Raw genomic sequence first — 24,556 nt, forward strand, 5'->3', positions numbered from 1 at the left:
TTTAATGCTGTAGAGTGTCTACTTATACATCTTTGGTTCAACTTACATTTTATTTCGCATGCTGTTTCTTTAGATTCTTCCCTTCTCTTCCTGCGCCATGGAACGAATGTAGAACGCCCCAAGTACGGAACAGAGCAAGAAAGAGAAAAATGCAATCGCTGCGGCCTGTTCGCGCTCCTGAAATACACTGAACACCTGTTGCATAGATACGCCGAGCATTTGGGGAGAGTTGGCTCCGATCAGAAACGGCGCGGTGAACGAACCGATGACTCCCATAAAGACAAAGGTAATTGCAACAAGGAACGTTTTGTAGGACAGTGGGAAAATAAACCGGGTAAACAGTGTCAACCTGCCTACACCTATGTCCTTTGCACTTTCGATCACCGATGACGGGATGCCCGACAGTGCTGAACTGAGCAGCATTGTGGTAAACGGTATGTTGAACCAGAGGTTCGCAATAATAATTCCTTTTTCATCAAAAATGATTCGTGGTAACGTAACCCCCACCACTTCCAGCATACGTGCCAGCCAGCCATGGTTTCCAAGCAGATTAATCAGACCATAGGTTGCGATGACCCCCGGGATAAAAAGCGGAATCATGTACGTTTTACGAATCAGATTTACAATCGGACCCTGATTGAAACGCATGTAGATCGCCAGACTATAACTGATAAGCATGACGACGATGCAGGTTATCACTGTGATTCGCAGCGTAAAAACGATATTGTCACGCATACCTTTATCGGTAAACAAATACATGTACCTGCTCAGATCATAACCACCTGAGTCATTGCTCAGACTCATTATAAACGATTGAATAATGGGAATGATGACTACAATCAGCAGGATTGCGAAGGAGGGGAGTACCATCGCTATGCCCGTAATTGACTGTCTGAATTCCTTACTCATTGGGCCGCAACGTCACTCTGCCAGCGTTTATTAATCTCTGTGCCCAGATCCCCGATGTTGAATGTGCGAAAGCCCTCAGCTACTCCATCAAATTTGCTTTGTACTTCACTGGACATGTTAGAAAGCTCGATTCCCGGGAATCCATTCATTTTGTTTACAATCACTTCTTGTGCTTCTGGAGAAAGAACAAAATCCAGGAAAGTGTTGATCACTTCTTTTTTGTCCGACGCTTCATTCACCATCAGGTATGTTGGCCCACCGTTAAATCCTGGTGTAATCTGTTGCATTTTGATGGTATCCGGCAGCAATCCTTCGTTTAATTGTTGCAGTACCATATCTGACCAAGCCGGAATCATGGATACTTCTCCATTCATGAGCAAGTCCAGGGTACCCTGGTTTTTCTTTGGATAGATCCCCTTGCCGTATACAAATGGTCCAATTTCTTTAAGGGTATTAAAACCGGCACTCCACTTCTCCATAACCGCTGGATCGGAGTTGTGAATGTCTTCTTCCGGAAGGTCTTTATACACGATCGTTTGCACAAAAGAGCTTCCCGAACCGCCGGTTGAAGGGTCATTATAGGCAAATTTCTCAGGGTTTGCTTTGATCCATGTCAGGAGTTCATCCAGTGTTTTGGGCGGATTGCTAACCTTACTGCTGTCATACGCTAGCACCACTGCCGATGAACGATAGGGAATCGCATAATTGTTAACATCCTTCATCGTGTTTGTATTAACTTTGCTCAGATTAGGAATGTCCTTTGTATCCAATTGTGCCCATACGCCGTCTTTCATCCCTTGAGAAACAGTGACGATGCCATCCTCATACAGATCGATATCTCCTGATCCTTTGCCTGCCTTCTTGGCAGCAACGATCCGGTCATATGTCGGCTCTGCTCCGGTTCCTGATGGAATGTAGACCATTTTTACGTCGATATCCGGGTGTTCTTTTTCAAACATTGGTTCGAGGTAATCCCACAGATCCTTAACGTTTTGTGAGCCTGTAAAGTAGAAGTTAAAGGAAACGGGTTTACTTGATGCCGCTGCACTGCTGTCACTTGAAGCTGTCTTCGCATCACTTGCACTGCCACAACCAGCTAATAGGGACATCGACAATCCAACTACCGTCAACAATGATAGAAAAGGCTTTTTCTTTAACATACTTTTCATCCTCCTCAGTATGATTCCTCATGTGGATATGCGATCATTTTGCTGATCGAAACGTAAATGTCCTTGCCTGTGTGAAGCTGATCTACTCGATCTTTGTTCAGAAAAGCACGGACGACACCTAACTGGCCCAGATCAACGGTAACTTCTGCATAATGCCCCAAGATCATGACTTGTTTAATCTTACCTGCCAAGGACGGCTGATCCCCTGCGATTAATTGCAACTGTACATCTTCCGGACGAACGGCTGCGATCACCTGTCCATCCAGATTTTTTTCATTCGGGAGATGGATATCTCCAATTTGAATGCTTTCCTGTGCTGCCACCCCTCTCAGGAAATTCATTTTGCCGATAAAACTGGCAACATATAATGAAGCAGGCTCATCATAGATTCGTTGAGGCTCTGCGATTTGTTCGATACGCCCATGATTCATAACGATGATGCGGTCGGATAAGGATAAGGCCTCTTCCTGATCATGCGTGACAAATACCATCGTGAGTCCGGTTTTCATCTGAATCTCACGCAATTCCTCACGCATCTCATGTCTCAGTTTGGCATCCAATGCTGAGAATGGCTCGTCCAGTAAAAGCACCGCCGGATTAAGCAGCAAGGATCGTGCAAGGGCAACCCGTTGCTGTTGTCCCCCGGACAGCTCGGCCGGATACTTTTTGTCAAAGCCTGATAACCGAACCAGTTTGAGCGCATCCTCTACAGCGGATTGAATCTCGGCCTTGGATTTTTTACGAATCTTCAGACCAAACGCCAGATTGTCGTATACGGACATATGGGACCATAGATTATAGCTTTGGAACACCATGGAAGTTGGCCTTTTCTCGGGCGGCAGTTGTATTACACTTTGGCCTTCGATCAGAATGTCGCCAGAGTCCGGTTCGAGAAATCCACCGATGCTTCGCAGCACGGTTGTTTTACCACAGCCTGAAGGACCCAGCAGCGTAACCAGCTCTCCTTTTTGAATATCGATGTTGATCCCACTGACCCCATCACCGGTTTTATAACGTTTGGATAACGCGCGTACAGACAACTGCATCTTACTAACTGCCTCCCTTTTGCCTCGGTTTCGTGACCGAAACGTTGTTATTTCATCTGAAAACCACTTGCCAGTACATCCGCGCTCACAAGTCGCTGGGCTGCCACGAGCAGAATAATGGTTGGTAGCGTCAAAATAATCGAGAATACGGCTCCAGCGCTACTTGGAAAATCGGAAATGATTGAATACATCACAACAGGCATCGTTTTATAATCGGGGATTCCGACCAGGAACGTTCCCTGCGCTTCATCAAGTGAATTGAGAAACGTGAAGATAGATGCAACCATGATGCCAGGCATCGCCATAGGCAGTGTGATGCTGCGGAACACTTTGAAGGGGCTCGCTCCAACATCTCGCGCGGACTCTTCCTGTGCCCGATGTACATTACGGAAGGCCGAGGTTGGAATCCAGGTCATGAACATCAGTACGTTGATCATATGGATCAGCACAACACCAAGCAGGGTATTCATCAGACCAAGCTGATAGAAAAGCACAGCGATGGATACGTACAACCCCATTTTGGGAAAGGCATGTGTCAGAAGGAACGAAAACAGAAACATACGCTTAAGCGGAAACTGTAGTCTGGCAAAAGCATATGCAGCCGGAATACAGATCACGATGGACAGCAAGGTTACGAGTGTCGCAATCAGGAAGGATAAGGAGATCGACGAGACAATGTCATCCTTAGCCAGTACAAATTTCCACCATTTGAACCCCCAGATCTGAGGTAGAATGTCCGGGTAATTCCATTTTTCAGAAAATGCAAGTACAAGCAGATTAACCAGAGGCCCTGCAAAGAAAATGGCGAATAGAGTTAGTAACACGAATTCAATGATTCTCCTTGGTCCAACATGTTTCCAATACCAAAACATCGCTATTCCTCCTTTCTTTTCGTTGATTGACGAATCAGTACGTGGCTTTCATATTCGGTCAAACGAGGTACATTCTCTTCCCCACGAATCAGGCGATCCAGAAGGGATACGGCATCCCGTCCGATGCCTGTAGCATCCACGCTGACGGTTGTTAGTGAAGGGTGAACCATTATCGATAACTCTGTGTTATCGTAACCCATAATAGCTAAATCTTCCGGGATTCGCATGCCACGATCTAACATGACCTTCATCGCTCCCAGTGCCAGCATATCGTTTGTACTGAAAAGAGCACTGTATTGTCCTTCCCGGAATGTTTGATACTGATCTTCCATCAACTGGTGCCCGGATTCAAAACTCGATTCCGAGGATTGCACAATACGAACCTGTCCTTCAGATACGGATAAACCAAACCTTTCCAAACGTTGGCAAAAACCTTTCAGCCGTAACGAGTGGCTTCGATGTTCGCCTGGCCCTGCAATGATGAAGAAACGGCGGTGTCCACATGCAACCAGATGTTCTGCTGCACGTTCACCTCCAGCCTCGTCGTTGCTAACGAGATGCACAACCTCAGGATCTTCGGTAGATCCGTTAACCATGAGATATGGAATATTGAATTTTTTTACGTAATCGATTACGTTCTTCTGTAGTCTGCTCACCAGAATAAGTCCATCCACACGCTGCTCCAGCATATAGTCGGTAGAGCGTAACGACATTTCCCGATCTGTCTTCAAAAAGATCGAGTAACCCAGCGCTTCGGCGGCCATTAGAATCTCATCAATGATTCGCCCGTATAGTGTGTGGGATACAATCGGTAGCCTGTCCCGAAATACGATGACACCGATGTTATACGTGCGTTTGGAAACCATGGCTCTTGCCACCGCACTAGGTTTGTAGAGGAGCTGATCGACAGCCTGAAGTACACGCTCTCGTACATCCGGACTTGCGTACCCGTTTCCAGAGATTACTCGCGATGCTGTCGATTTGGACACACCCGCCAGCTCTGCGAGTTCACGCAGACTATAGTTTAGCTTTTGGTTCAACCTGCTTCTCCTCCGCTCGTTTCATCTCTTCGCGCACAGTCGTCAGTTTCAGCGGATCACGCGTTGTGATAGAATCGACACCCCAGCCTGCTAGCGTACGCATATCCTCTACGTCCATGACCGTCCATACATAGACATCAAGACCGTTTGACTTCACAATATCTATAAGCTGCTCTCTCACAACTTGAAAGGGCAGATTCAATCCAAAGCAGTCAGCATGTTTGGCCTCTTCGCACATCTGAATAATGGCATCCGCATAGTTGAAACGTTCAAGATGTTGAAGGTTCACATTCAGCAACCGGCGAATTTCAGCTGCATACTTGCCAGCTTTCAAAGCCGTGTCGTAGGCACAACCACTTAGAAATACGTGTTCTTTCATGTTCATCTGCTCAATCAGGGCAGACACGGGCTCTAATGCACGATCCGTTTTGATATCCAGGTTCATGATTTTACCTGCCTTGCGAATATGCACTAGCATCTCCTGAAGGGTCGGGAATGGCGTTAGACTCATGGCATGTACCTCATTCAACGAGAGCTTTTCCAGACTTCCTTGTCTTCCGTCGCCTAGTTTGATCTCATCATCATGTGCCAGCACTGGGATGCCATCCCGGGTTATCCGAATATCATCTTCATAAATATCTATCCCAAGTGTTAAGGAGGCTTGAAGGGATTCAAACGAGTGATCAGGATACCCCATACTGCCGGTATGCGCTGTAATCAGTGGAAAGCTATTCATAACGTCTTCCCTCCTTCCTCCCAATAGATCGCGTTGGTAAACGCAATTCGTACATAGGCGCCTTGCATCGTACCCCAGCATTCGGCTCGAATCCATCTTCGAGTTGATGCTTCATCGTTTGTGGACAACGGCATCTCCAGTTCCAGAACATGCTCATTATGTTGCACAACGACCTCTGCATACCCTTCCTCACCAAGATTGGAGAACAGCACTAACCTTAAAGGCTGCTCCGGCAAAGACCATTTCCCGACACGTACAGAGAAGTCCAAAGCAATATGCATCAGCAACTGCTGTTTAGTATTTCGCGTCTCGGGAAGCGGTGCCGGAATCATAGAACCTAGTGGGTACAAGGTTTCTCCAGCGCTCAGTGTCAGTGTGAGTAATGGCCCCATCGTTACAGACACTCTTCCTTCACGCAAGGAGCGAATCAAGCGATCGGGGTGATGTGAAGTCATATTTGCCCCTTCCTCAATGCCAAGGTATGTGACTGAGATCGGGTCAATAGTCTTATCCTGTGAATGCCAGTCTCGCCCTGATGTGGCCGCAATGCGGTATCCTTCATTCAGTTTTTGTGTCCACAAATCAAAAGCTCGATGATTATCCGTTCGAATGGAAGGAAATGTCCCTGACCACACTTCGATATAATCCACACTGGACCAGTCGGTAATCTCATATTCCCAGAAGCAACCTGTACAGGCAGGACTTCCGATGCGGAATGGATGTGCGATTCCAGCAATACCGCCGTGTTGATGAACGGCCGCGATCCCTTTTTCGATATGTTCCCGACTCACATCACGCCAATCTGCAAATTCATGAAGTCCAATGGTCACCATATGACCGTAGAAGGTCGTCCACTCCATACCAGGGATGATGTATAACTCATATTTTTTCTCTATCTCATCTTTGCCGATCAGACCAGACATCGTGTTATGGTCCGTCAAAGCGATTGCATCGAACCCGAGATCAACAGCACCTTTAACGAGTTCATCCAAAGTTTGACTTCCATCACTATGCAAAGTATGGGTGTGCAGTTCACAAGCGAGCCATCTCATCGGTTGTCCTCCTCGGATGTCCAGATTTGCATCTGGTACGTACACTCTTCTGTGACAATACAATGCACGCTCAACATGATCGTCCAGGTCCCCGCAGGAAGTTCACCCGGCATCAATCCGGGGGAAGCATCCATTTTACTTATGTAAAGTTCTTGGATCGGGTCATGCCGATGACATGCTCCTCTATATCGATTGGTATCATCCAGCGAGAGTGTAATCAGATTTTTTAACGGGAGATGACGAGTTGCGTTGGCAATGGCGTGTTCCCGGTGTTCGGGTAAAATGTACAGATCGTAACTTTTTATAAGCAACTCTATGGATCTATCCTGATCCTCAAGGGTTTTGGGTCCATATTGTAAACGCATATGAAGCTTCGAACATCCGGCTTCAACGACAAATGGCATGCATATATGTGTCTTTGAATCATGGGGAGTGAGGCTTCCTTGCAGATCCAGCACCTTCATTTGAACCACACCGTCCTTCAGCGTGTTATAAAAAAATGAAATGATTGTTCAGTGTGGGACCGTTCCCACATCCAATACTTATGTTAAGGTGAAATCATCAGCACTGTTTCAGGCACATGTTAATATTCTGTAAAGCACAAAAAGGCCTATCTTCTATTAAAAGAAGACAGGCCCTATTCGTGTGGATCTACCTGAATTGTTTTCGCATTGACAGAGGAGATTTCTGTATTTTTCCAAACCATCATTATTTTCTTAAAGCATCAGTAACAAATACCTACACGTGTGTTTATAAAACGGCGGTCGCTAAGTTGACGATAGGTGAATTCAGCGGTATCGCCAACGGTAATTTCTGTGCCGCCTTCAGGTAAAACGTCACGCTCTACACGATAATTGCCGCGGATCTCCCCATCGGGCAAATACGTAGGACATACAATCGTCCACTCCAAGGTGGAGGCCCTAAGCAACGTGTACACTTGTTCATGTTCCTCGGCAGCCCTAGTTGACTTACGTCTGGATTCACTCGACTGATATCGAAGTTTCTCCGGCTCGGTTCTGCTTTGAAGAATACCGGCTGTTCCTACAGTAATGATACGCTTTATGCCCTCCTGCCCCATGGCGTTGATGAGTAACGGCATGCTTTGGGACAGTGTGGTTGTTCCATCCGTGTTCAGCGCGCTGATTACCGCATCAACGCCATGCATGGCATGGACAAGATCATTGGGTTCAAGTACGTTACCTTGGATAACGGTTAAGCGATCGTGTTGTGTGTCTACTTTCTCTAGAGTGCGAACCATAGCCCTTACCTGATGACCGTCTTGAAGCGCAAGTGTTACGATTTGGCTCCCGACACGTCCAGTAGCTCCTAGCACTAAAATATGCATTTAGAGACCCCCTGTTTTATGTTCATGATGTGATATACCGGCATGTTACCCGTAAAACAATAGAATAACAAAAAAAGCGTTACACGGGTACTTTAAGTACGCCATATAACGCCGTTGCCTCAATCTGTAGTGATCTTTTCGGTGAATTCCTTGATCTTCTCAGCGATTTCCTTGGGATGGGAGCGATACAAGTAATGTCCTGCTTCCAGTAAAACCATTTCTCCCTGTTCAGTGTTCGCCATCTGTTTCTCATGTTCTGCAACCCACTCTTTCACGACCGGGTGGTTCTTTTGTACAAAGAAAAGAACTGGTAAATCACTTGGCCAGGTAAGCTGTTTCGCCGCTTGGAAATTGGAATACATGCCTACGGCCTCGTTTAATTGCGTGTTATTATACATGTTTTTGCGTATTAAAATGTTTAATTGCTCTCTGGTATCGTCGTCATAGGAGAGGCCTTCATACGGGTCATCAGTCAGTTTCAACTGAACACGGGCAAAACCAAGGTTACGGAACCATTTAATGGGCTCAATGTCGGACGCTTCAACTTTTTGCTCACTAAGAGACGGAACACTGTGATCTAGTCCAATGAATGCTTGTACCTCATCTGCATATCGGTTCACATAGTCCAGGCTATAGAGACCTGAGATAGAATGTGCCATGAGCGTATAACGTTTGATACCGAGGCTTTGCAACGCACTATGGATCTCATGCGTGATAGTAGCCGAACTACGTTCCTTGTCAGTCTGTTCACTTAGTCCGTAACCAAAAGGCTCAACAACTACGACCTTATAATAAGGACTCAGTTCGGATATGAGCGGTTTAAAATCAAGCACAGGAGAAGCTGTCCCGAACCCAGGTAAGATGACTATCGTTTCTTTCCCTTCCCCCTGCATGAATACGTTCATTCGTTTTCCATCGACAGATACCTGTTGCCCGTAATGTTCCAGTCGCTTTTGTTCAGAATGACTGCTGACTTGGTTCACCGTGAACACGGTCGCGATGAAAAGCAGGATGACGATAAGTATAGAGGCTATGACTTTTAGTAAAAGTTTAAGCACTCGCTTGACTTTGGAATTCTGGCTTGCTTTTGTTTTTTTTGAATCTGAATGACTTGGTTCATTCAACACCTTCAGCTCCTTTATGTCATGTTTCCTTCTCGGGTGAGTCTTGTTTTACTCCAAGTCAAGTGTACTCAACTTCGATGTCCCTAGAATGAATGCAATATGAACGGAACATGAACGAACGCTATAAACTTTCTTTCAAACCTTCTTCATTCTTCCTTCTACCTTATTTAAATGTAAAAAAACACCTCCAGTCATGATATCCCATAATGAACAGGACTACATGTTGCTGAAGGTGTCTGAGCTTATTAATCGTTAAACTGTCGTTCGTTTCGTGTGAGTTCTTAAAATAATTGATTCAGATAGTTAACCAGTTTCTGACGAAATTCAGTCTCTGAGCAGCCTAAAATGCCTTTGAGATCCTGCGGCTGACGGATCAATTGATTCATAGCTTCTAAACCGTACTTCTCTATGACAAACTCGACAAACATATACGAGAATTGGAATCCTTTCTTGGTTTCAAAATCCCACGTATCATCGTCTAATTGAGCAAAAGTAGGAATAGAATTCGTGCGAATGGCCTCTTTCGTCGAATTTTTAAGAAAATCGGGTGTCATCAGTTTAGCCTCGTATCCGCCAATTCCTTGTCTAATCCATTTGGGGGACAGCGGATTAATCTCCTCAATCAGCCACATGGAGAACAGGTGAATCGTACCTTTGATAATAGACTCGTAGGTATGTTCCGGTCCGGGATTAAGTGGTGATACGATCTTAAGAATATTTTCTTCATACGTACCCGTGAACCAGTTAGGCGCATGCGCTTCACCTACAGCCCGATGAAACGTTGGCAGATCTGGATACATTTCAATGATAACTTTACGTTTGGGCTGGTAATTGTATTTGGTCGCCAGTCGTTCGACATTTCCACTTAGTTGCGTGAAGAGATCATGATTTGCTTTTTTCAGACGGTTAACCGAATGTTCTGAACTTCCTTTATTTTCGATAGAAATCAATTGTTCAATCGACATGATGGCCATGTTCCCCCATTCATTTAATTCATGCTTCAGCTTTCCAAGAGCGCGATATAATCGGTTCTTCACTGCGCTCTCACGCATGCCAACAATACTCGCAATCTCGGGTAGCGTACAATCTGCGAAAAAACGTAACGCAATAATCTCCTGATTTTTCTCATCCAGTGTTTGTAGTGCCGCGCCAATGTCAATTCGAAAGTCAACATACTTTGTAAATTCAAGAGTGATGGATTGGGATTCTAACTGTGTAAAATCAAGCGGTGTTTCATTCTGACGTGACAATCTGCGATATTCGTTTTTTAACGTATTCTGAGCAATCTTGAAGATCCACGTGAAAATATGCGCACTCCCTCTAAAGCGATGCATGTTCTCCGAGACTTTCATAAACACCTGTTGTGTAAGGTCGTCTGCAACCATGGCATTTATTTTCAGCAAAAAGTAACTACGGATGCGGTCACGATATAATGCATAGATGTGTTCAAATCTGGTATTGCTGTCCTGTTCATCCGGATAAACAGGTGTAAAGTCTGTGTCATGAGCTCCTGACATGGTGTGAACCTCCTCTTGATTTACAATGAATTAGACACCGCAGCACAACGAAAAGCCACAAGTAACCTGAAAAATATGTATACTTTCGATAATTCTCACGATCTTCTTTGGTTCGAACAGGTCAAAAAAGTGCAACACAGTTCAAATAAGTGCAAGATCCGTACACACTTCCCATCCCATTCGCTCTTTCAATCTTCCTCTTAAGTAAAAAATCATACAGATTCTGGTCAATAACGTTTATATCCCCTCCTCTTATTCTCCATTACAATATCTTCAAGTACAACTTTCCTAAATATGACTTGAACTTGAGGGGGAACGTCAATGAACCAAAAGATGAAGCTTCTAATCATGTCGGTGAGTATGTCCGCTCTGCTCATCACAGCTTGTAGTGACACGGGAAAAGGTAAAACACAGACCGACGCGGACGATGACGGCACAGGTGCAGTCACCATTCATACGGTCACATCGGAGTACAGTTCAGCGAAATATCCAAAGGGCGATGATATCACCAATAATGTCTGGACTCGCCGGTATAAAGAGAAGTTAAACATTAACGTCAAGACGGACTGGGTCAGTGATGAATATGAAACAAAACTCAATCTCGCCATCTCTTCCAACGAACTACCTGACGTTTTCCGGGTGAATCCTTCTCAGTTACGCCAATTGGTTGAAGCCGATATGGTCATGGATTTGACAGAAGCCTTTGAACAGCATGCCTCGGAACGTCTGAAAGGTTATATGAAAGCGGATGCAGACAGCTACGAATCAGGAAAAAAAGACGGGAAGCTCTACGGTATACCGCAGATGCACTGGGGGTTAATTGAACAGCCCGACTTTATCTGGATCCGGAACGACTGGAAAGAAGAACTTAAACTTCAAGATCCGAAATCCGTTGAAGATATCAAAAATATGGCACTCAAATTTATGGAAAAACACGGCGGATACGGCATGGCTGTGGATCAATCCCTGGACTACCTCAATCTGCTTGCCATTGCATGGAATGCACATCCCGACATGTGGATTGAAGATAATTCGGGAAAACTCACCTATGGCTCCATTCAACCTGAAATGAAAAATGCGCTTGCCGAGTGGGCGGAGTGGTATAAATTAGGCATTATTGATCCCGAATTTGCAATTAAAGACTTCAACGCGATGAATGCCGATATCGTTGCTGGTAAAGTAGGCATCCAGCCTTACTATCAGTGGTGGGGGTATAATCCGGGCGTAGATACGATTGCCAATCTGGGCAAAGATTCGATCTTTTATCCGTATCTCATTCCAACCGTGGACGGTAAGGAAGCAAAACAGTCGATCTTTTTTGCCAACAACAACTACATTGTTATGAAAAAAGATGCCGCCAATCCGCAAGCGGTGATCGAAATCCTGAATGATTATGCCTACATCGTAGATGAAGGTAACGGCAAGGAAAAACCGGAGACACTGTCTGCCCTGCTCGACAATGATATTGCCCACGTGGTTGGTGCGTTCCGTGTACTTAATCCGAATTCGGACTATGAGCAGTTTGAAGCTGTGTCCAAAGCTCTTGAAACGAAGGATACAAGCGGACTTACGACTTCAGGAATGTGGCAGAAATACAATAATAGCGTGGAGTTTATTAAAAATGCGACACCGGGAGCAACTGGCGATTATTTGCAACAGGGTGCTCCGAAGAATGCATATGGTCTGGCCAAAAAAGTGCTTGATAGCAACAACTATATCAAAACCGCGCTATGGGGTGTTACGCCCGAAGCTCTCTCCAGTTACGGCACAACGCTGGATGACATTCTGACCGAAGGATTTACCAAAATCATTATGGGCAGTGAAAGCATCGATTATTTTGACGTGGTCGTACAGAACTGGCGAGCAGCTGGTGGAGATAATGCCATTGAAGCAGTCAACGAAGCCTACGGGAAATAAAGCATTTGCGGTGTGAAGCCGGAGGGGGTGAGCCCGTTCTCATCCCCTCTTTTTGATAACTGAACGGAGGAAAAGCCATGCTGAAAAAATGGAAGCAGCAAAGTCCTTACCACCTCATGTTGATCCCCAGCGTTGTGCTGGTATTTATTTTTAGCTACATCCCGTTCTATGGACTCATTATTGCGTTTCAAAAATATAACCCCGGTCTTGGCTTTAACTCACCGTGGGTCGGATGGGACAATTTCACGCATGTATTCAATCAGCCTAACTTTGTGAGAACGATCTGGAACACCCTCTACATGTCCATATTCAAAATGCTTGGCGGCATTGTCGTGCCGGTTGTTTTCGCACTGCTGCTGAACGAAGTCTTGCACAACGGGATCAAACGCACCTTTCAGACCCTCGTGTATATACCGAATTTCTTGTCTTGGGTCATTATGGCGGGTATCATGCTGGATGTTCTAAGTGCGAATGGCATCGTGAATACGTTTCTGAGTTTGTTCGGCGTCAAGCCGATCTCTTTTCTCGGTACCCCTTCCATCTTCCCATGGACAATGATCGTGAGCGACATATGGAAGGGTTTCGGTTTTGGAACGGTCGTTTATCTGGCGGCTTTAACCAGCATTGACCCCGGACTATATGAAGCCGCAGTGATCGATGGAGCCAAGCGTTGGAAGCAAACACTCTATATCACCCTGCCCCTACTCATGCCAACGATTGTTCTGATGTCTGTGCTTTCCCTTGGAAACGTGTTGAATGCCGGTTTCGACCAGATTTACAACCTCTACTCTCCTGTCGTTTATCAGACCGGTGATATTATCGATACTTATGTCTATCGTCTGGGGATACAGCAAGCCCAATATTCCATTGCGACCGCCGTTGGATTATTCAAATCCGTGATCTCCTGCATTTTAGTCGCTGTCTCTTACATTCTAGCTTACCGCGTGGCGGGTTACCGTATCTTCTAAGGAGGGCATATTCGCATGATTTATGATAAAAGTATAAGCAGACGCGTGTTTCTTATTATAAATTACACCATCCTGCTGACCATCTCGCTCCTCTGTGTGTTGCCATTTGTGAATTTACTCGCTGTGTCCTTCAGTAGCAGTTCAGCGGTATCGGCTGGTAGTGTTACCTTCTGGCCTGTCGAGTTCACAACCAAAGCTTATGAGTTTGCCCTTTCTGGTGGCGCGTTTTATTCCTCGCTATGGGTTGCCATCCAGCGAACAGTTCTGGGCACGCTTGTGAATCTGGTGTTAATTGTGCTAACAGCCTACCCTCTATCCAAAACCAAACAGAAAGTGATGGGGCGCAACGTCTACATGGGATTTTTTATCGTAACGATGCTGTTTAGCGGCGGTTTAATCCCGACGTATCTGGTTGTGGTGAAAATGGGACTGATTGATTCCATCTGGTCTCTGATTCTGCCAGGAGCGCTCCCCGTGTTCAGCATGATTATTCTGATGAACTTTATTCGTGGACTTCCTGAAGAGATCGAAGAATCGGCTATCATTGACGGCGCAGGCCCTCTGCAAGTGTTGATCCGCATTATGCTGCCGCTTCTCAAACCTGCGCTCGCGACGGTTGGATTGTTCAGCATTGTGGGTCACTGGAACTCCTGGTTTGACGGCATTATCTATATGAACAATCCCGCCAACTATCCGTTACAGAGCTATTTGCAGACGCTGCTTCAAAGCTTTGAGCAGATGATGCTGAAATCCGGATCGGATTACACGCAACTGTTATCCATGATGAATGCCCGGACAGGGCGAGCCGCGCAGATGTTCCTCGGTGCGATACCGATTCTGCTGATCTATCCGTTCTTGCAAAAGTATTTTACCAAAGGACTGGTACTCGGCAGTGTTAAAGGTTAAAGTGTGACATCAAGGGCCACTTCGCATGCGACTGTCTAATCCACATTCACTTGTTATCTGGTAAACAGGAGATCGCTGGAAGCAGAATTGCAAACGTTGTTCCTTTGCCGACCTCACTTTTCACCTGTATCCCATACGGCTCACCGAAGTGAAGTTGAATACGCCGTTGTACATTATAGAGGCCTATCCCCCGGCCTCCATTTCCTGTTTCATGCTTTTCCTCCATCAAGCTTCGTACCATACTCTGATCCATGCCGGTTCCATTATCACAAACTTCAATGCAGATGTCTTCCTCCTGAGATCCTATTCGAATCGTAATTACGCCATCCTCTTCGATCTCGGCCAGACCGTGAAAGAACGCGTTCTCGACGATGGGCTGCAGGATCATTTTAGGCATTGCATATTGTAGCAGGTTCTCATCGATCTCATATTTCATCTGAATACTGCCATAATATCGAACATTTTGGATAGTCACGTAATGTGCAATGTGAGTTAATTCTTCACGAATCATAACGAGACTTCCATCAGACTTGGTGGCATATCGGAGCATAGAGATCAGTGCATCGGTCATATCTACAATTTTGTCGGCCTGTTGCATGGAAGCGATCCATTTCACGGAACCTAAAGTATTATACAGAAAGTGCGGGTTAATCTGATCATGCAGTGCCCGCATCTCGGCAGCGGCTTTCTCGATCTCTTCCTGCTGCATGCGTTCCACCATTCGTTTCAATTCATGGGACATTCGGTTGAATCTGGTGGATAAATGACCAATCTCATCACGAGAGCGAATATCCTGCACCTGCTCAAACTGCCCCTTTTCGACAAGACGTATATTGTTTAACAGCTTTTTGATGGGACGTGTAATGACGTGAGACAGGAAAATGGAGATCACCGCAGCAAAAAGTGACATGACGATCGCTAGCGTTACGAGGTTTTTACCTAGTATTCTACCATCGGCAGTTAGCTCTTCCAGCGGCATATAGACATATGTAGTCCATTTCTGCTGACTAAGCGGACTCTTTACCACGACGTTGGTTGCTTCGGATGGACGAACGTTATCCCGAAACAAGGTGCCAATTAACTGGTCGTTGACGTTGTAAACGATCTTTTCGTCCTCATCAATGATCATAAATCTGGATCGAAGTCCTTCCTGCAAGTTACGATTGACGATTTCGATAAATTTAATATCGATGCTAACTACCATCACGCCAAGCAATTTGCCGTTCGTGACATCATGAATTTTTCGTGCATGGGACACGGCCAGCACTTTATTTTCGAGTTGCTTGTCAACCCGGGTTGTTAACGTGATCGTACGCTCATCCTCATGCATAAACTTCTTGAACCACAGCTCATTTCTCACATTGAAGGCCTTGTCAATCGGTTGATGTGGACTTACAAACAGATCTTCTCCTCCGTTCATATTGTAGAGATAAATGGAAAATACACGATCCTTCATCATGATGTAATTCATTAGTATGTTATATGCCGAGATTTCGTTTTCTTCATTACTTACGCGCAGAAAATCCTGAATCGGAAAGCTGCCTTCATGGGTAGCAGATAAACTGTCACTGAGTCCATTACTGGCGAGCAGCGTAATCTTTTCGATTTCTTTCAAAAACTCGTCGATGCGAATGTTCGTCTGTTTGGTCAAATCACTAAGCAGTGTATTGTAATTCTGTGATAATAACCTTTCGGAAGAGTAGTACGAATTAATAGTCATCACAACGACAGGAAAGATGATGACGATCATACAGATCACCATAATCTTGTATTTAATCTGAAAAGGCCGCTTATATTTCATCGATCACACCTCTATTTCCGAATGGCATGCACATGCTGCTGTTCCCGATATTCCTCTGGCGTAAGCCCTGTGTTCTTTTTGAAAATCTTACTGAAATACGTGTAGTTGTGATACCCGACTTTATCGGCAATTTCATATATTTTCAGCTCTTTGCTGAGCAGAAAAGCCTTCGCATGATCAATCCGAACCCGGGTCAGATAAGAGATGAAATTTTCCTTTTTCTCCTGCTTGAACAAACGGCTTAAATAGGACGGATTCACGTTAATCTGGCTAGCTACACTTTGCAATGAAAGATCCTCTGCATAATAACTGTTGATGATGTCTATCGCGAGGTCTGTGTATTTGAGCTCGTGTGTGACCTGGGAGCTAGCGTTAAATGTCTCCGTGATATAAGTCAGCACATTCTCATGGATATCCTCCCAATGCTCCCCATTCAGGACAATCTCATAGGGGGATTTCTCCGTCATGGAAAGCTTGCTTCGTGATGTGCTGTTCAGCAAATGGGCGTGCATTGTTTCGAGCAACGTAAGGTATTGCTTGCGGATACTGTTCTCGCCTGCCCTTACGGTCTTCAGGTCAATGTAGATTTCTTCAAGAAAATGCCGGGCTTTCTCCTTATTTTTGCTCATACAAATTTTCATGAATTGTTGCTCCTGCTGAGGACTCAGCAGATGTTCAACGTCTTCCCTACTGGGGGTTTCACGTATATCCTCAACATACAGGATCTGGCTTTCACCCGTAAAAAAACGTTCCTTAAGCGCAAATTCTGCCTCCTGACAAGCCTTCCGCAGCGACACAAAGCCGAAACTAATCGAACTTACTCCCGCTGTAAGTGACAGGTTCATAAAATCCTTAAGGGAAGTGAGTACTTTACGAATCAGCTTGTTCAGGTCAGCATGTGCTTCCGTGTCAGATCGGACATTAACCACTACCCAGTATTCAGACGAGCTTTCCACAAAAATCTCCTTTGCCCACCGGGATGGAATAACCTCTTCCATAATGTTGAGTATCGAGAAACGGAGCAGCTTTTCCCCTTTTTCAATGTATTTGCGTTTGACCTTCTCATAATGATTAACGATGAATTTGATGACCACTAACTGGTCTGATTGGATACGAAAATGGAGTTCTTTGGCTTTGGTAAGCAATTCTTTCTCATGGGTGAATCCGCTTACAATATCTTGGAAAAAGCTATCCTTCAAATAACGAATACTCTTGGAATAATCGGAGGATACATAGGGTAAGGCATTTAATTGATGCTGTTCACTTTGCAACTTCTCCCGTATATTCGTCAAAAGCTGGATGAGCGACTGCTCATTAACTTCGCTTTTAATCAAGTAATCGGTGGCACCGAACTTTAAAGCATTTTTCACGTAATCTAATTCATCAAAATTGCTCAGAATGACGTATTTACAGTTTTTTAACGATGGGGATAACTGTTTGATTAACGCTAATCCGTCCATTACGGGCATTCGGATGTCTGTAATGATCAAGTCAGGTACCTTTTCAAGCGCAAGCTCCAGTGCTTCTTTTCCATTACTAGCCTCACCTGCTATACAAAAACCGTATTCTTCCCAGTTCAGCATGGAACGAATGCCCACGCGCATCAGCAATTCGTCCTCCACAATCATCAGTTTATACATGGAAGTCCTCCAAAGTTGGTTATTTATACACGAGCCATCACCCAAAATATTCAGGGAGAGGTACATTCTATCTTGTACTTTATTCGGACTGTATGCATGAAATCCCCTTAAAAGGTTAGAAAAATGATCAGAAAACGATAAAAAATACACAACAGATTAGAAAACAGATAAAAGACCGCCAACTTTGGCGGTCTGTATGGTTCGCATTACTGTTCTCTTGCAATGTCGAGAATATATGAATAGATGCTGAGGCAGGATTTCTTTTCTACAACCATTAGGTCATAGCCGGGCTACTACCCTTTAACCGTTCGATATTAATATGGATATAGCACTTTTGGATTCCATGTATACAATAAGGCTCTCTTGATCTTGCATTTCAATCTTAATCTGTTTGCCTTCTTGTTCATCGTTAAACAGTACCAATGCTGTGCTTCCGTCCGTGTTGCGAAAAGCTACCGTGTATATGGAATCATCGCTGGATACCGATTGGATTTGAACCGCTTTAGGGCGAATCAAAGCACTGAAATGAGCTAGCGCGTAATAATCCAGCGTGTAGACTAATTCACCTGTCTGCTGGTTAATCTGTACAATTCCACGGCACGTGCTCTGCCCAAAACCTGGCACCGTAGGGCCATTGTGTTCATCCAGTGCCATATTCCATAGTACGAGTGACTTGCTATAGTTTCGCAAAATCTGAATGCCCGTTCGAATCACGTTGGAGAACGCTTGTTCAAAAGGCGGAATCCATTCCCCTCCAGAACCTTCGGTGAAATGCACTTCTTTTCCCGCAAAAGCTTCGTATACTTTGGATTGGGCAGAAGCATCTCCCCCATACCAATGCCATGCCACTCCATCCACCGCTTCTCCTGCTTGCTCCAGAACCGTTAGCGGATAATCTGGGCGATCCCAGTTATGGTCGTAACACAGGATTTTAGTTTGAAGGTTGTTCCGCACGAAAGCAGGTTTAAGATGATTGACAATGAAATCTGCTTGCGCCTCAGCGGGCATCAGCATACCTGGATAATGTCCTGGCTCATATAAAGCCTCATTCTGCGGGGTGATTGCATAGATCGGCAGACCATGAGCTGCATATGACTGAATATATTTTACAAAATACTCCGCATATGCCGAATACCACTCAGGCTTGAGCTGGCCTGTAATCATGGAGCCGCTTGTTTTCATCCAGCCGGGTGCGCTCCACGGCGAAGCGAACAGTTTCAGCTCGGGATTCAGTGCAAGCGCCTGCCGGGTTAATGGAATAATGTCCGCTTCATCATGTGCAATGCTAAATCCGGCTAATTCCGGGTCCGTCTGATGGTCAGGCAGATCGTTATAACTGTATACCGTGCGGGCATAATCCGAAGCGCCCATCGGGTTGCGAATCACCGACAAACCGATCCCTTCTGTCGGATGGAATAGCCGTGACATCACTTCAACTCGCTGTTCATGCGTTATCTTTTGATTCATCAAATATGCCGCAGCATCTGTAAATGACGCTCCGAACCCGTCCATCTCCTGGTACGTTTGACGATCATCCAGTTGAACGGTTACGACCATCGAATCAGCGTCCATGGACTTGATCGGATTGTATTCCTCGGGAGGAACAAGACGAAACAGGTCATTTTCCCCCGTAGTTTTGAACATTTTAAATGTTGTCATCGCAAAGCCTCCTCATTATTGCATGCCTAATTTCTCTTTATTCTGCTTCATCTTCTCGCTGCGGATCTTCACAATGTCAGGCCAGCGATTTTCCTCCAAGAACGATTGATATGCGGCAAGGGCGTTGTCAAACGAGGCATCATCCTTCGAACGCAACATGCTTACCAGTGTTGAGTTCCATTTGGTGTTAATGGCGGACAAGGCGCGGGCTTCCGGTGTGCCCAGGTTCGGGTTAATATTTTCCAGAATAAAATGAGGTGTCAGCTTGCCTTTGCCCCATGATTGCATTTGTTTAATAGCCTCCGGGAAGGCATCGGCACTCAGCGCCTTATGACGGTCATGACCAAAAAACATAAATTCACCCAAGCGATAATCCTTCTTGAATTGGTCCGCATTATGCAATTGCATGTCCTTCACGGCCGGAAGCAATTCCACGGTACCGTCAGCTTTTTTCTTAAACGTCTCTCCTTCAACGCCATAGTTCATCAGTATCTGGCCTTCTTCACTCAGCAAATACGTGAAAACTTGCATCGCTTTAGCCGGGTCTTTGGCATCCTTGGAGATGAAATTAATCATCCAGCCTGTAATACCGGACTGATTCAGTGTTGGTACATTGCCCTTGGTACTTTGCGGCCCATCAATGGCGATGTACTCTTTGCCTTCGTTGTCACTCATGTAGATCTGAAGATTTCCGCCCTGCTGAGGTGTACCGTCAAGCAGCATCGCCGCATATTTGCCGGATTTCACCTTTTCTTCAAAGGCTGTACCGTCATCCGCAAAACTATCATCACTAATATTGCCGTCTCTATACACGGCATTTAATGTTTTCAGCCAAGTCAGATAATCTTCGTCCAGATTACGGTCATAAAACTCCCCGTTTGCCGTCTCCAGAGGTACGCCGATAAAATCCTGCAACGCATCGCCAAGCGAACCGGTGCCTCCACCGATGGCGTTAAAGCCAAACGGAATAAGCGATGGGAACTTTTCCTTGATCTGTTTCATTACACTTTGGAATTGCTCCGGTGTTCCCATGACTGGACTGCCTAATGCTTCATATACGTCTTTGCGGATGATAAAAGCAGTCTTGGCTGGAATGTTACCGCTATCATAATCTGCTTGTGTGTTGGAATAATTCGGATAACCGTAGGTCTTGCCATCCTCTTGCTGGAACCACTTCATCGTGTCCGCAGCCGCGACCTTGTTGAAATACGGATCATATTTCTCGGCCAAATCATTCAGAGGAATGGCCCAGGTTGATGCTTTGCTCACGACTTGCGAATTGGAATCAAACACCGTCAGCAGGTCAGGCATATCTCCACCGGCAAAAAAGGTATTTAATTTGGTATCATCGCCTGTAATGAATTTGATGTTAATGTTCAAGTCTTCCTTGATCTTTTTGGTGACGATATCTTTGCCAAAATCGGTATTCCACCAGTCGGCATTGACGTACCAGGTCAGATCGGTCACTTCTTCCTTCTTATCGAGCTGCCATGCTGGTTTCTCCGGATCAACCGTATAACGATTCTCGATGGATACCCAGTTCGCTTCACTTGATCCATCGGAACCACCGCTGCATCCCGTAATCATTAACACAGCCGTCAGTAATGCTGCACATCCTTTAACCCCTCTTTTGCCCAGTACCCGGTGAATATTAAACATGTGTTTTCCCCCTCGTAGTCGAATATAAATCGTTGATGTGAATCTATCGTTTTATTCCTTCACAGCTCCAAGCATCATGCCTGAAATGAAATATCGCTGTAACAAAGGATAGATCAGCACAATTGGCAATGTGGTAATGACAATGGTGGCAAGCTGCACGCCTTTGGTTGTTGTTTCGATCACGACGGACCCGCCCACGTTCTGCATGGACTGTGTCTGGGATTGCACAATAATTTCATATAACATCATCTGTAACGGGTACAGGGATTGGTCTGTGATATACAGTTTGGTCGTCATAAAGTCGTTCCACTGCCCTACCCCGTTAAACAAAGCGATGGTTGCCATTGCCGGCATGGATAGCGGGATAAAGATTTTGAGAAAGATATGCCAGTCTCCAGCCCCATCCATCTTCGCCGACTCTTCGAGTGAATCCGGTACATTACGGAAGAAATTCATCAGGATGACGACATCGAAGAAACTGAACAAAGCCGGAATAATATACACCCAGAAGCTGTTCAGGAGACCCAGTGCCTTGATGAGCAAAAAGGTTGGAATCATGCCGCCGGAGAAAAACATGGTAATTACACCCATGGCTACATACAATTTGCGTCCTCTCAGGTACTTCTTGCTTAGTCCGTATCCGACCATGGCACAGAAGAATACATGTGTTACGACACCGATCATGGTTTTGGACACAGAGATGAAGAACGCCTGCCAGATGTTTGAATCATTAAACACCGCTCGGTAATTTTCCAGCGAGAACTCGGGTGACCAGAAGATAAATCCACCTTCTGCCAGTGCTTTGCCTGAACTAAAGGACGAGATGATGACATTCCAGAGCGGAACAATAATGACGATGGTACAGATTATTAAAAAAATGATATTGAGCGTATCAAAAATCCGGCTGTCCAGATCTTCTTTGGCCGCATTTCCGTTCATGAGGGAACCTCCTTCTACAGCACAGACTGGTTGTCGTTTAGCTTGCTAGTTATTTTGTTTGCCGTGACGAGCAGAATTACAGAAATGATGGAAACACCCAAACCTACGGCGGTAGCATACGAGAAATCGCCTTGCGACATCCCCATACGATAGACATAGGAATTAATGACTTCGGCCTTCTCACGGTTCTGTGAGTTCATAAGCACCAGCGTTTGGTCCAGATTCGAACCCAGCAATCCGCTGACCGTCAGAATCAGATTCAGGCTGATAATGGATTTCATATTAGGCAAGGTGATATTCCATATCTGACGCATCCGGCTGGCTCCGTCGATTTTGGCGGCCTCATAGTACGTAGGATCGATCTTGGACATGATGGCGAGATACAAAATGGTGCCCCAGCCAGCCTCCTTCCAGATATCCGATAACGTGGCGATCCACCAGTACTTGCCCGCGTCCAGCAATATGTTTTGCGGTTGTGATATGATGCCAAGACCGAGCAGTAGTTCATTGAACAAGCCGGTTGTGGAGAACCAGGTGATAAGCATACCGCCCAGCACGATCCATGAGAGAAAGTGAGGTAGATATGAAACCGTTTGCACGAATTTCTTGAATCGTCCGCTGTTCAGCTCGTAAATCATAATGGCCAGAATAATCGGAATGACAAACCCGATACCTAGCTTCAAAAAACTGATGCCCAGCGTATTCACAACGGCATCCCAGAAGTATTTGTCTGACATGATGATTCTGAAGTTATCCAGCCCCACCCATGGGGCACTGGACAGTGTATCAATGACGGTGTAATTTTTGAAGGCAATCGTTAATCCGTAGATCGGTATGTAACAAAAGACAATCATGAACAGAATGCCGGGTAGAACCATGGACTGGATCTCCCATTGTCTGGCGAAATCGATCCAGAACGTCTTGAACCGTTGCTTGGACGGCTTTTTGCCACCGGGTCTAAGAGGTTGTTGCTGTCTGTCTGCTGTAGTCGTCAAGTGACTCATCCTTCGTTGCTCCCCTCTGTATGTGTCGATAGATGCATGTATTCCGCTTTATAAAAACGTTTTTATTTTGTTCAAAAAAACTCCCTTCTCTGTAATAATAAGACGAAAAATGGACCCGCCGAGCCTCTCAGCCGTTATTTACGGCCATCTCTCCGGCTGTTCATTTTCACATGACTTGAACCGCGTACAATAAGTTCTCCAGATAACTTTTGCGCTACGCCTTCTTCCTGTCCCTTGATCATATTGACCAATTGCGTGACAGCTAGAATACCTTGTCTTGCAATTTGGTTCCGAACGGTGGTCAGCGGTGGGGAGTAATAGGGAGCGATATCAATATCATCAAATCCTACTACACTGATATCACTAGGAACCTCATAACCATGCGATTTTAGCGCTTGGATACATCCGATCGCGCTCAAGTCATTACCTGCCAGAAATGCATCAGGTAACTTGCCTGGGTGCTTATGAATGAAGGATTTGATGGCACTGTAAGTAGCCTCTTCTTCAAAGTACCCTTGAATAATGTAATCCTCATCGACTGGAAGTTCATATTCTCGAAGGGCCGCCAGATATCCCTCTCGACGCTGTACACTGTCAAACATCTCATCTACACCGGAGATATAGGCAATTTTCTGATGACCAAGCCCGATCAGATATTTGGTTGCTTCATAACTGGCTACGTAAGAGTCAAAGATGACACTTCCCATTCGTTCGCTCTCATACACACGATCCAGGAAAACAGCTTTAATCTTGTCTTTTTCCATCGACAAAATATCCTGCTCATCAATTCGAAGCTCTTCGTAGATGATTACCCCATCTACCCGTCTACCGAGAATATTGCTCATAATCACATGTTTATCTTTAGTTACAAATACGTTGAGTCCGTATCCGAGACGGTCACACTCACGCGACATGGCCTCGACTAACTTGTAAAAATACGGACCCGACACACTTGTCGTGAAGAAACCAAGCATCTTTGTCTGACCTGACTTCAACAGTTTCCCATTCAGATTGGGAATGTAGTTTAAACGTTCCGCCACTTTGAGCACATGGGACTTCGTTTCCGGATTCAGTACATCGACACCATTTAAGGCATTCGAAACCGTAGAGATCGAGACACCGGCTTCCCTTGCAACATCTTTAATTGTGATTTTTCCCATACACTTAGGTTCCTTTGCTATTAAAACGTTTTTATACATTCAAAATAGCATAAAACCGTTTTCAATACAACACTTAACTTTTCAAGTTTGTAT

The 24,556-nt window shown here is 45.3% G+C and carries 21 protein-coding genes; 3 read left to right on the plus strand and 18 right to left on the minus strand.

Features of this window, described 5'->3' with window-relative positions; all coding sequences use genetic code 11:
* Window positions 1-69: 69 nt before the first annotated feature.
* The 11 genes from J2T16_RS03160 to J2T16_RS03210 all read right to left on the minus strand — a co-directional run bounded on the left by J2T16_RS03160 (window position 70) and on the right by J2T16_RS03210 (window position 10,810).
* The gene (locus J2T16_RS03160; RefSeq protein WP_221788070.1) at window positions 70-909 is read right to left on the minus strand and encodes an ABC transporter permease; all 840 of its coding nucleotides are present in this window, start codon (window positions 907-909) and stop codon (window positions 70-72) included.
* Entirely contained in the window at window positions 906-2,069 is a 1,164-nt protein-coding gene (locus tag J2T16_RS03165; RefSeq protein ID WP_221788069.1) for an extracellular solute-binding protein, read from the minus strand. The genes J2T16_RS03160 and J2T16_RS03165 overlap by 4 nt, the downstream gene beginning before the upstream one ends.
* Window positions 2,070-2,083: 14 nt before the next feature.
* Window positions 2,084-3,124: an ABC transporter ATP-binding protein gene (locus tag J2T16_RS03170; protein ID WP_221788068.1), complete on the minus strand. Its 1,041-nt coding sequence runs from the start codon at window positions 3,122-3,124 to the stop codon at window positions 2,084-2,086.
* Between the two features lie 47 nt (window positions 3,125-3,171).
* Window positions 3,172-3,996 (minus strand): ABC transporter permease, encoded by an 825-nt coding sequence (locus J2T16_RS03175; RefSeq protein ID WP_221788067.1) that lies wholly within the window; start codon window positions 3,994-3,996, stop codon window positions 3,172-3,174.
* A 2-nt stretch (window positions 3,997-3,998) separates the two neighbouring features.
* Window positions 3,999-5,036 (minus strand): LacI family DNA-binding transcriptional regulator, encoded by a 1,038-nt coding sequence (locus J2T16_RS03180; protein ID WP_336119972.1) that lies wholly within the window; start codon window positions 5,034-5,036, stop codon window positions 3,999-4,001.
* The gene (locus tag J2T16_RS03185; RefSeq protein WP_221788065.1) at window positions 5,014-5,772 is read right to left on the minus strand and encodes a glycerophosphodiester phosphodiesterase; all 759 of its coding nucleotides are present in this window, start codon (window positions 5,770-5,772) and stop codon (window positions 5,014-5,016) included. Before J2T16_RS03185 ends, J2T16_RS03180 begins: the two co-directional genes overlap by 23 nt.
* Window positions 5,769-6,824, minus strand: a complete 1,056-nt coding sequence (locus J2T16_RS03190; protein WP_221788064.1) for a CehA/McbA family metallohydrolase — start codon at window positions 6,822-6,824, stop codon at window positions 5,769-5,771. The genes J2T16_RS03185 and J2T16_RS03190 overlap by 4 nt, the downstream gene beginning before the upstream one ends.
* Entirely contained in the window at window positions 6,821-7,288 is a 468-nt protein-coding gene (locus tag J2T16_RS03195) for a hypothetical protein (RefSeq protein ID WP_221788062.1), read from the minus strand. The genes J2T16_RS03190 and J2T16_RS03195 overlap by 4 nt, the downstream gene beginning before the upstream one ends.
* 260 nt (window positions 7,289-7,548) lie before the next feature.
* Window positions 7,549-8,169, minus strand: a complete 621-nt coding sequence (locus J2T16_RS03200) for an NAD(P)-dependent oxidoreductase (protein ID WP_221788060.1) — start codon at window positions 8,167-8,169, stop codon at window positions 7,549-7,551.
* 119 nt (window positions 8,170-8,288) lie between these two features.
* Window positions 8,289-9,296, minus strand: coding sequence for an alpha/beta fold hydrolase (locus J2T16_RS03205; protein WP_499017760.1), 1,008 nt, complete (start codon window positions 9,294-9,296; stop codon window positions 8,289-8,291).
* A gap of 278 nt (window positions 9,297-9,574) precedes the next feature.
* The gene (locus J2T16_RS03210) at window positions 9,575-10,810 is read right to left on the minus strand and encodes an RNA polymerase sigma factor (protein ID WP_336119969.1); all 1,236 of its coding nucleotides are present in this window, start codon (window positions 10,808-10,810) and stop codon (window positions 9,575-9,577) included.
* A gap of 321 nt (window positions 10,811-11,131) precedes the next feature.
* Here J2T16_RS03210 and J2T16_RS03215 point away from each other — a divergent pair, with 321 nt between their 5' ends.
* From J2T16_RS03215 to J2T16_RS03225, 3 genes are all read left to right on the plus strand, one after another.
* Complete coding sequence (locus J2T16_RS03215) at window positions 11,132-12,727, plus strand: type 2 periplasmic-binding domain-containing protein (RefSeq protein ID WP_336119968.1); 1,596 nt, start codon at window positions 11,132-11,134, stop codon at window positions 12,725-12,727.
* A 77-nt stretch (window positions 12,728-12,804) separates the two neighbouring features.
* Window positions 12,805-13,695, plus strand: coding sequence for an ABC transporter permease (locus tag J2T16_RS03220; protein WP_090916142.1), 891 nt, complete (start codon window positions 12,805-12,807; stop codon window positions 13,693-13,695).
* A 15-nt stretch (window positions 13,696-13,710) separates the two neighbouring features.
* Window positions 13,711-14,601 carry a carbohydrate ABC transporter permease gene (locus J2T16_RS03225; protein ID WP_090916140.1) on the plus strand — a complete coding sequence of 297 codons (891 nt, stop codon included), beginning with the start codon at window positions 13,711-13,713 and terminating at the stop codon, window positions 14,599-14,601.
* Window positions 14,602-14,647: 46 nt separating this feature from the next.
* Here J2T16_RS03225 and J2T16_RS03230 read toward each other — a convergent pair whose 3' ends face one another.
* The 7 genes from J2T16_RS03230 to J2T16_RS03260 all read right to left on the minus strand — a co-directional run bounded on the left by J2T16_RS03230 (window position 14,648) and on the right by J2T16_RS03260 (window position 24,463).
* A complete protein-coding gene (locus J2T16_RS03230) occupies window positions 14,648-16,402 on the minus strand; it encodes a cache domain-containing sensor histidine kinase (protein ID WP_336119967.1) in 1,755 nt (584 codons plus the stop codon).
* Window positions 16,403-16,413: 11 nt separating this feature from the next.
* A complete protein-coding gene (locus J2T16_RS03235; protein ID WP_499017761.1) occupies window positions 16,414-18,042 on the minus strand; it encodes a response regulator in 1,629 nt (542 codons plus the stop codon).
* A gap of 300 nt (window positions 18,043-18,342) precedes the next feature.
* A complete protein-coding gene (locus J2T16_RS03240) occupies window positions 18,343-19,701 on the minus strand; it encodes a glycoside hydrolase family 30 protein (RefSeq protein ID WP_499017762.1) in 1,359 nt (452 codons plus the stop codon).
* A gap of 15 nt (window positions 19,702-19,716) precedes the next feature.
* The gene (locus J2T16_RS03245) at window positions 19,717-21,360 is read right to left on the minus strand and encodes a type 2 periplasmic-binding domain-containing protein (RefSeq protein ID WP_499017763.1); all 1,644 of its coding nucleotides are present in this window, start codon (window positions 21,358-21,360) and stop codon (window positions 19,717-19,719) included.
* Between the two features lie 51 nt (window positions 21,361-21,411).
* Window positions 21,412-22,299 (minus strand): carbohydrate ABC transporter permease, encoded by an 888-nt coding sequence (locus tag J2T16_RS03250; RefSeq protein ID WP_499017764.1) that lies wholly within the window; start codon window positions 22,297-22,299, stop codon window positions 21,412-21,414.
* A gap of 14 nt (window positions 22,300-22,313) precedes the next feature.
* On the minus strand, window positions 22,314-23,303 hold the full coding sequence (locus J2T16_RS03255) for an ABC transporter permease (RefSeq protein ID WP_499017765.1): 990 nt from the start codon (window positions 23,301-23,303) through the stop codon (window positions 22,314-22,316).
* A 134-nt stretch (window positions 23,304-23,437) separates the two neighbouring features.
* On the minus strand, window positions 23,438-24,463 hold the full coding sequence (locus J2T16_RS03260) for a LacI family DNA-binding transcriptional regulator (protein ID WP_499017766.1): 1,026 nt from the start codon (window positions 24,461-24,463) through the stop codon (window positions 23,438-23,440).
* Window positions 24,464-24,556 lie beyond the last annotated feature (93 nt).

It is taken from the genome of Paenibacillus intestini (assembly GCF_030803945.1).
In the GTDB taxonomy this organism is placed as follows: Bacteria; Bacillota; Bacilli; order Paenibacillales; family Paenibacillaceae; genus Paenibacillus; species Paenibacillus polysaccharolyticus.

Bases quoted from the DNA above. Each gene is read 5' to 3' on its own strand.
- J2T16_RS03160 (WP_221788070.1), bottom strand. From the start codon at position 909: ATGAGTAAGGAATTCAGACAGTCAATTACGGGCATAGCGATGGTACTC.
- J2T16_RS03165 (WP_221788069.1), bottom strand. From the start codon at position 2,069: ATGTTAAAGAAAAAGCCTTTTCTATCATTGTTGACGGTAGTTGGATTG.
- J2T16_RS03170 (WP_221788068.1), bottom strand. From the start codon at position 3,124: ATGCAGTTGTCTGTACGCGCGTTATCCAAACGTTATAAAACCGGTGAT.
- J2T16_RS03175 (WP_221788067.1), bottom strand. From the start codon at position 3,996: ATGTTTTGGTATTGGAAACATGTTGGACCAAGGAGAATCATTGAATTC.
- J2T16_RS03185 (WP_221788065.1), bottom strand. From the start codon at position 5,772: ATGAATAGCTTTCCACTGATTACAGCGCATACCGGCAGTATGGGGTAT.
- J2T16_RS03190 (WP_221788064.1), bottom strand. From the start codon at position 6,824: ATGAGATGGCTCGCTTGTGAACTGCACACCCATACTTTGCATAGTGAT.
- J2T16_RS03195 (WP_221788062.1), bottom strand. From the start codon at position 7,288: ATGAAGGTGCTGGATCTGCAAGGAAGCCTCACTCCCCATGATTCAAAG.
- J2T16_RS03200 (WP_221788060.1), bottom strand. From the start codon at position 8,169: ATGCATATTTTAGTGCTAGGAGCTACTGGACGTGTCGGGAGCCAAATC.
- J2T16_RS03210 (WP_336119969.1), bottom strand. From the start codon at position 10,810: ATGTCAGGAGCTCATGACACAGACTTTACACCTGTTTATCCGGATGAA.
- J2T16_RS03215 (WP_336119968.1), top strand. From the start codon at position 11,132: ATGAACCAAAAGATGAAGCTTCTAATCATGTCGGTGAGTATGTCCGCT.
- J2T16_RS03220 (WP_090916142.1), top strand. From the start codon at position 12,805: ATGCTGAAAAAATGGAAGCAGCAAAGTCCTTACCACCTCATGTTGATC.
- J2T16_RS03225 (WP_090916140.1), top strand. From the start codon at position 13,711: ATGATTTATGATAAAAGTATAAGCAGACGCGTGTTTCTTATTATAAAT.
- J2T16_RS03230 (WP_336119967.1), bottom strand. From the start codon at position 16,402: ATGAAATATAAGCGGCCTTTTCAGATTAAATACAAGATTATGGTGATC.
- J2T16_RS03235 (WP_499017761.1), bottom strand. From the start codon at position 18,042: ATGTATAAACTGATGATTGTGGAGGACGAATTGCTGATGCGCGTGGGC.
- J2T16_RS03240 (WP_499017762.1), bottom strand. From the start codon at position 19,701: ATGACAACATTTAAAATGTTCAAAACTACGGGGGAAAATGACCTGTTT.
- J2T16_RS03245 (WP_499017763.1), bottom strand. From the start codon at position 21,360: ATGTTTAATATTCACCGGGTACTGGGCAAAAGAGGGGTTAAAGGATGT.
- J2T16_RS03250 (WP_499017764.1), bottom strand. From the start codon at position 22,299: ATGAACGGAAATGCGGCCAAAGAAGATCTGGACAGCCGGATTTTTGAT.
- J2T16_RS03255 (WP_499017765.1), bottom strand. From the start codon at position 23,303: ATGAGTCACTTGACGACTACAGCAGACAGACAGCAACAACCTCTTAGA.
- J2T16_RS03260 (WP_499017766.1), bottom strand. From the start codon at position 24,463: ATGGGAAAAATCACAATTAAAGATGTTGCAAGGGAAGCCGGTGTCTCG.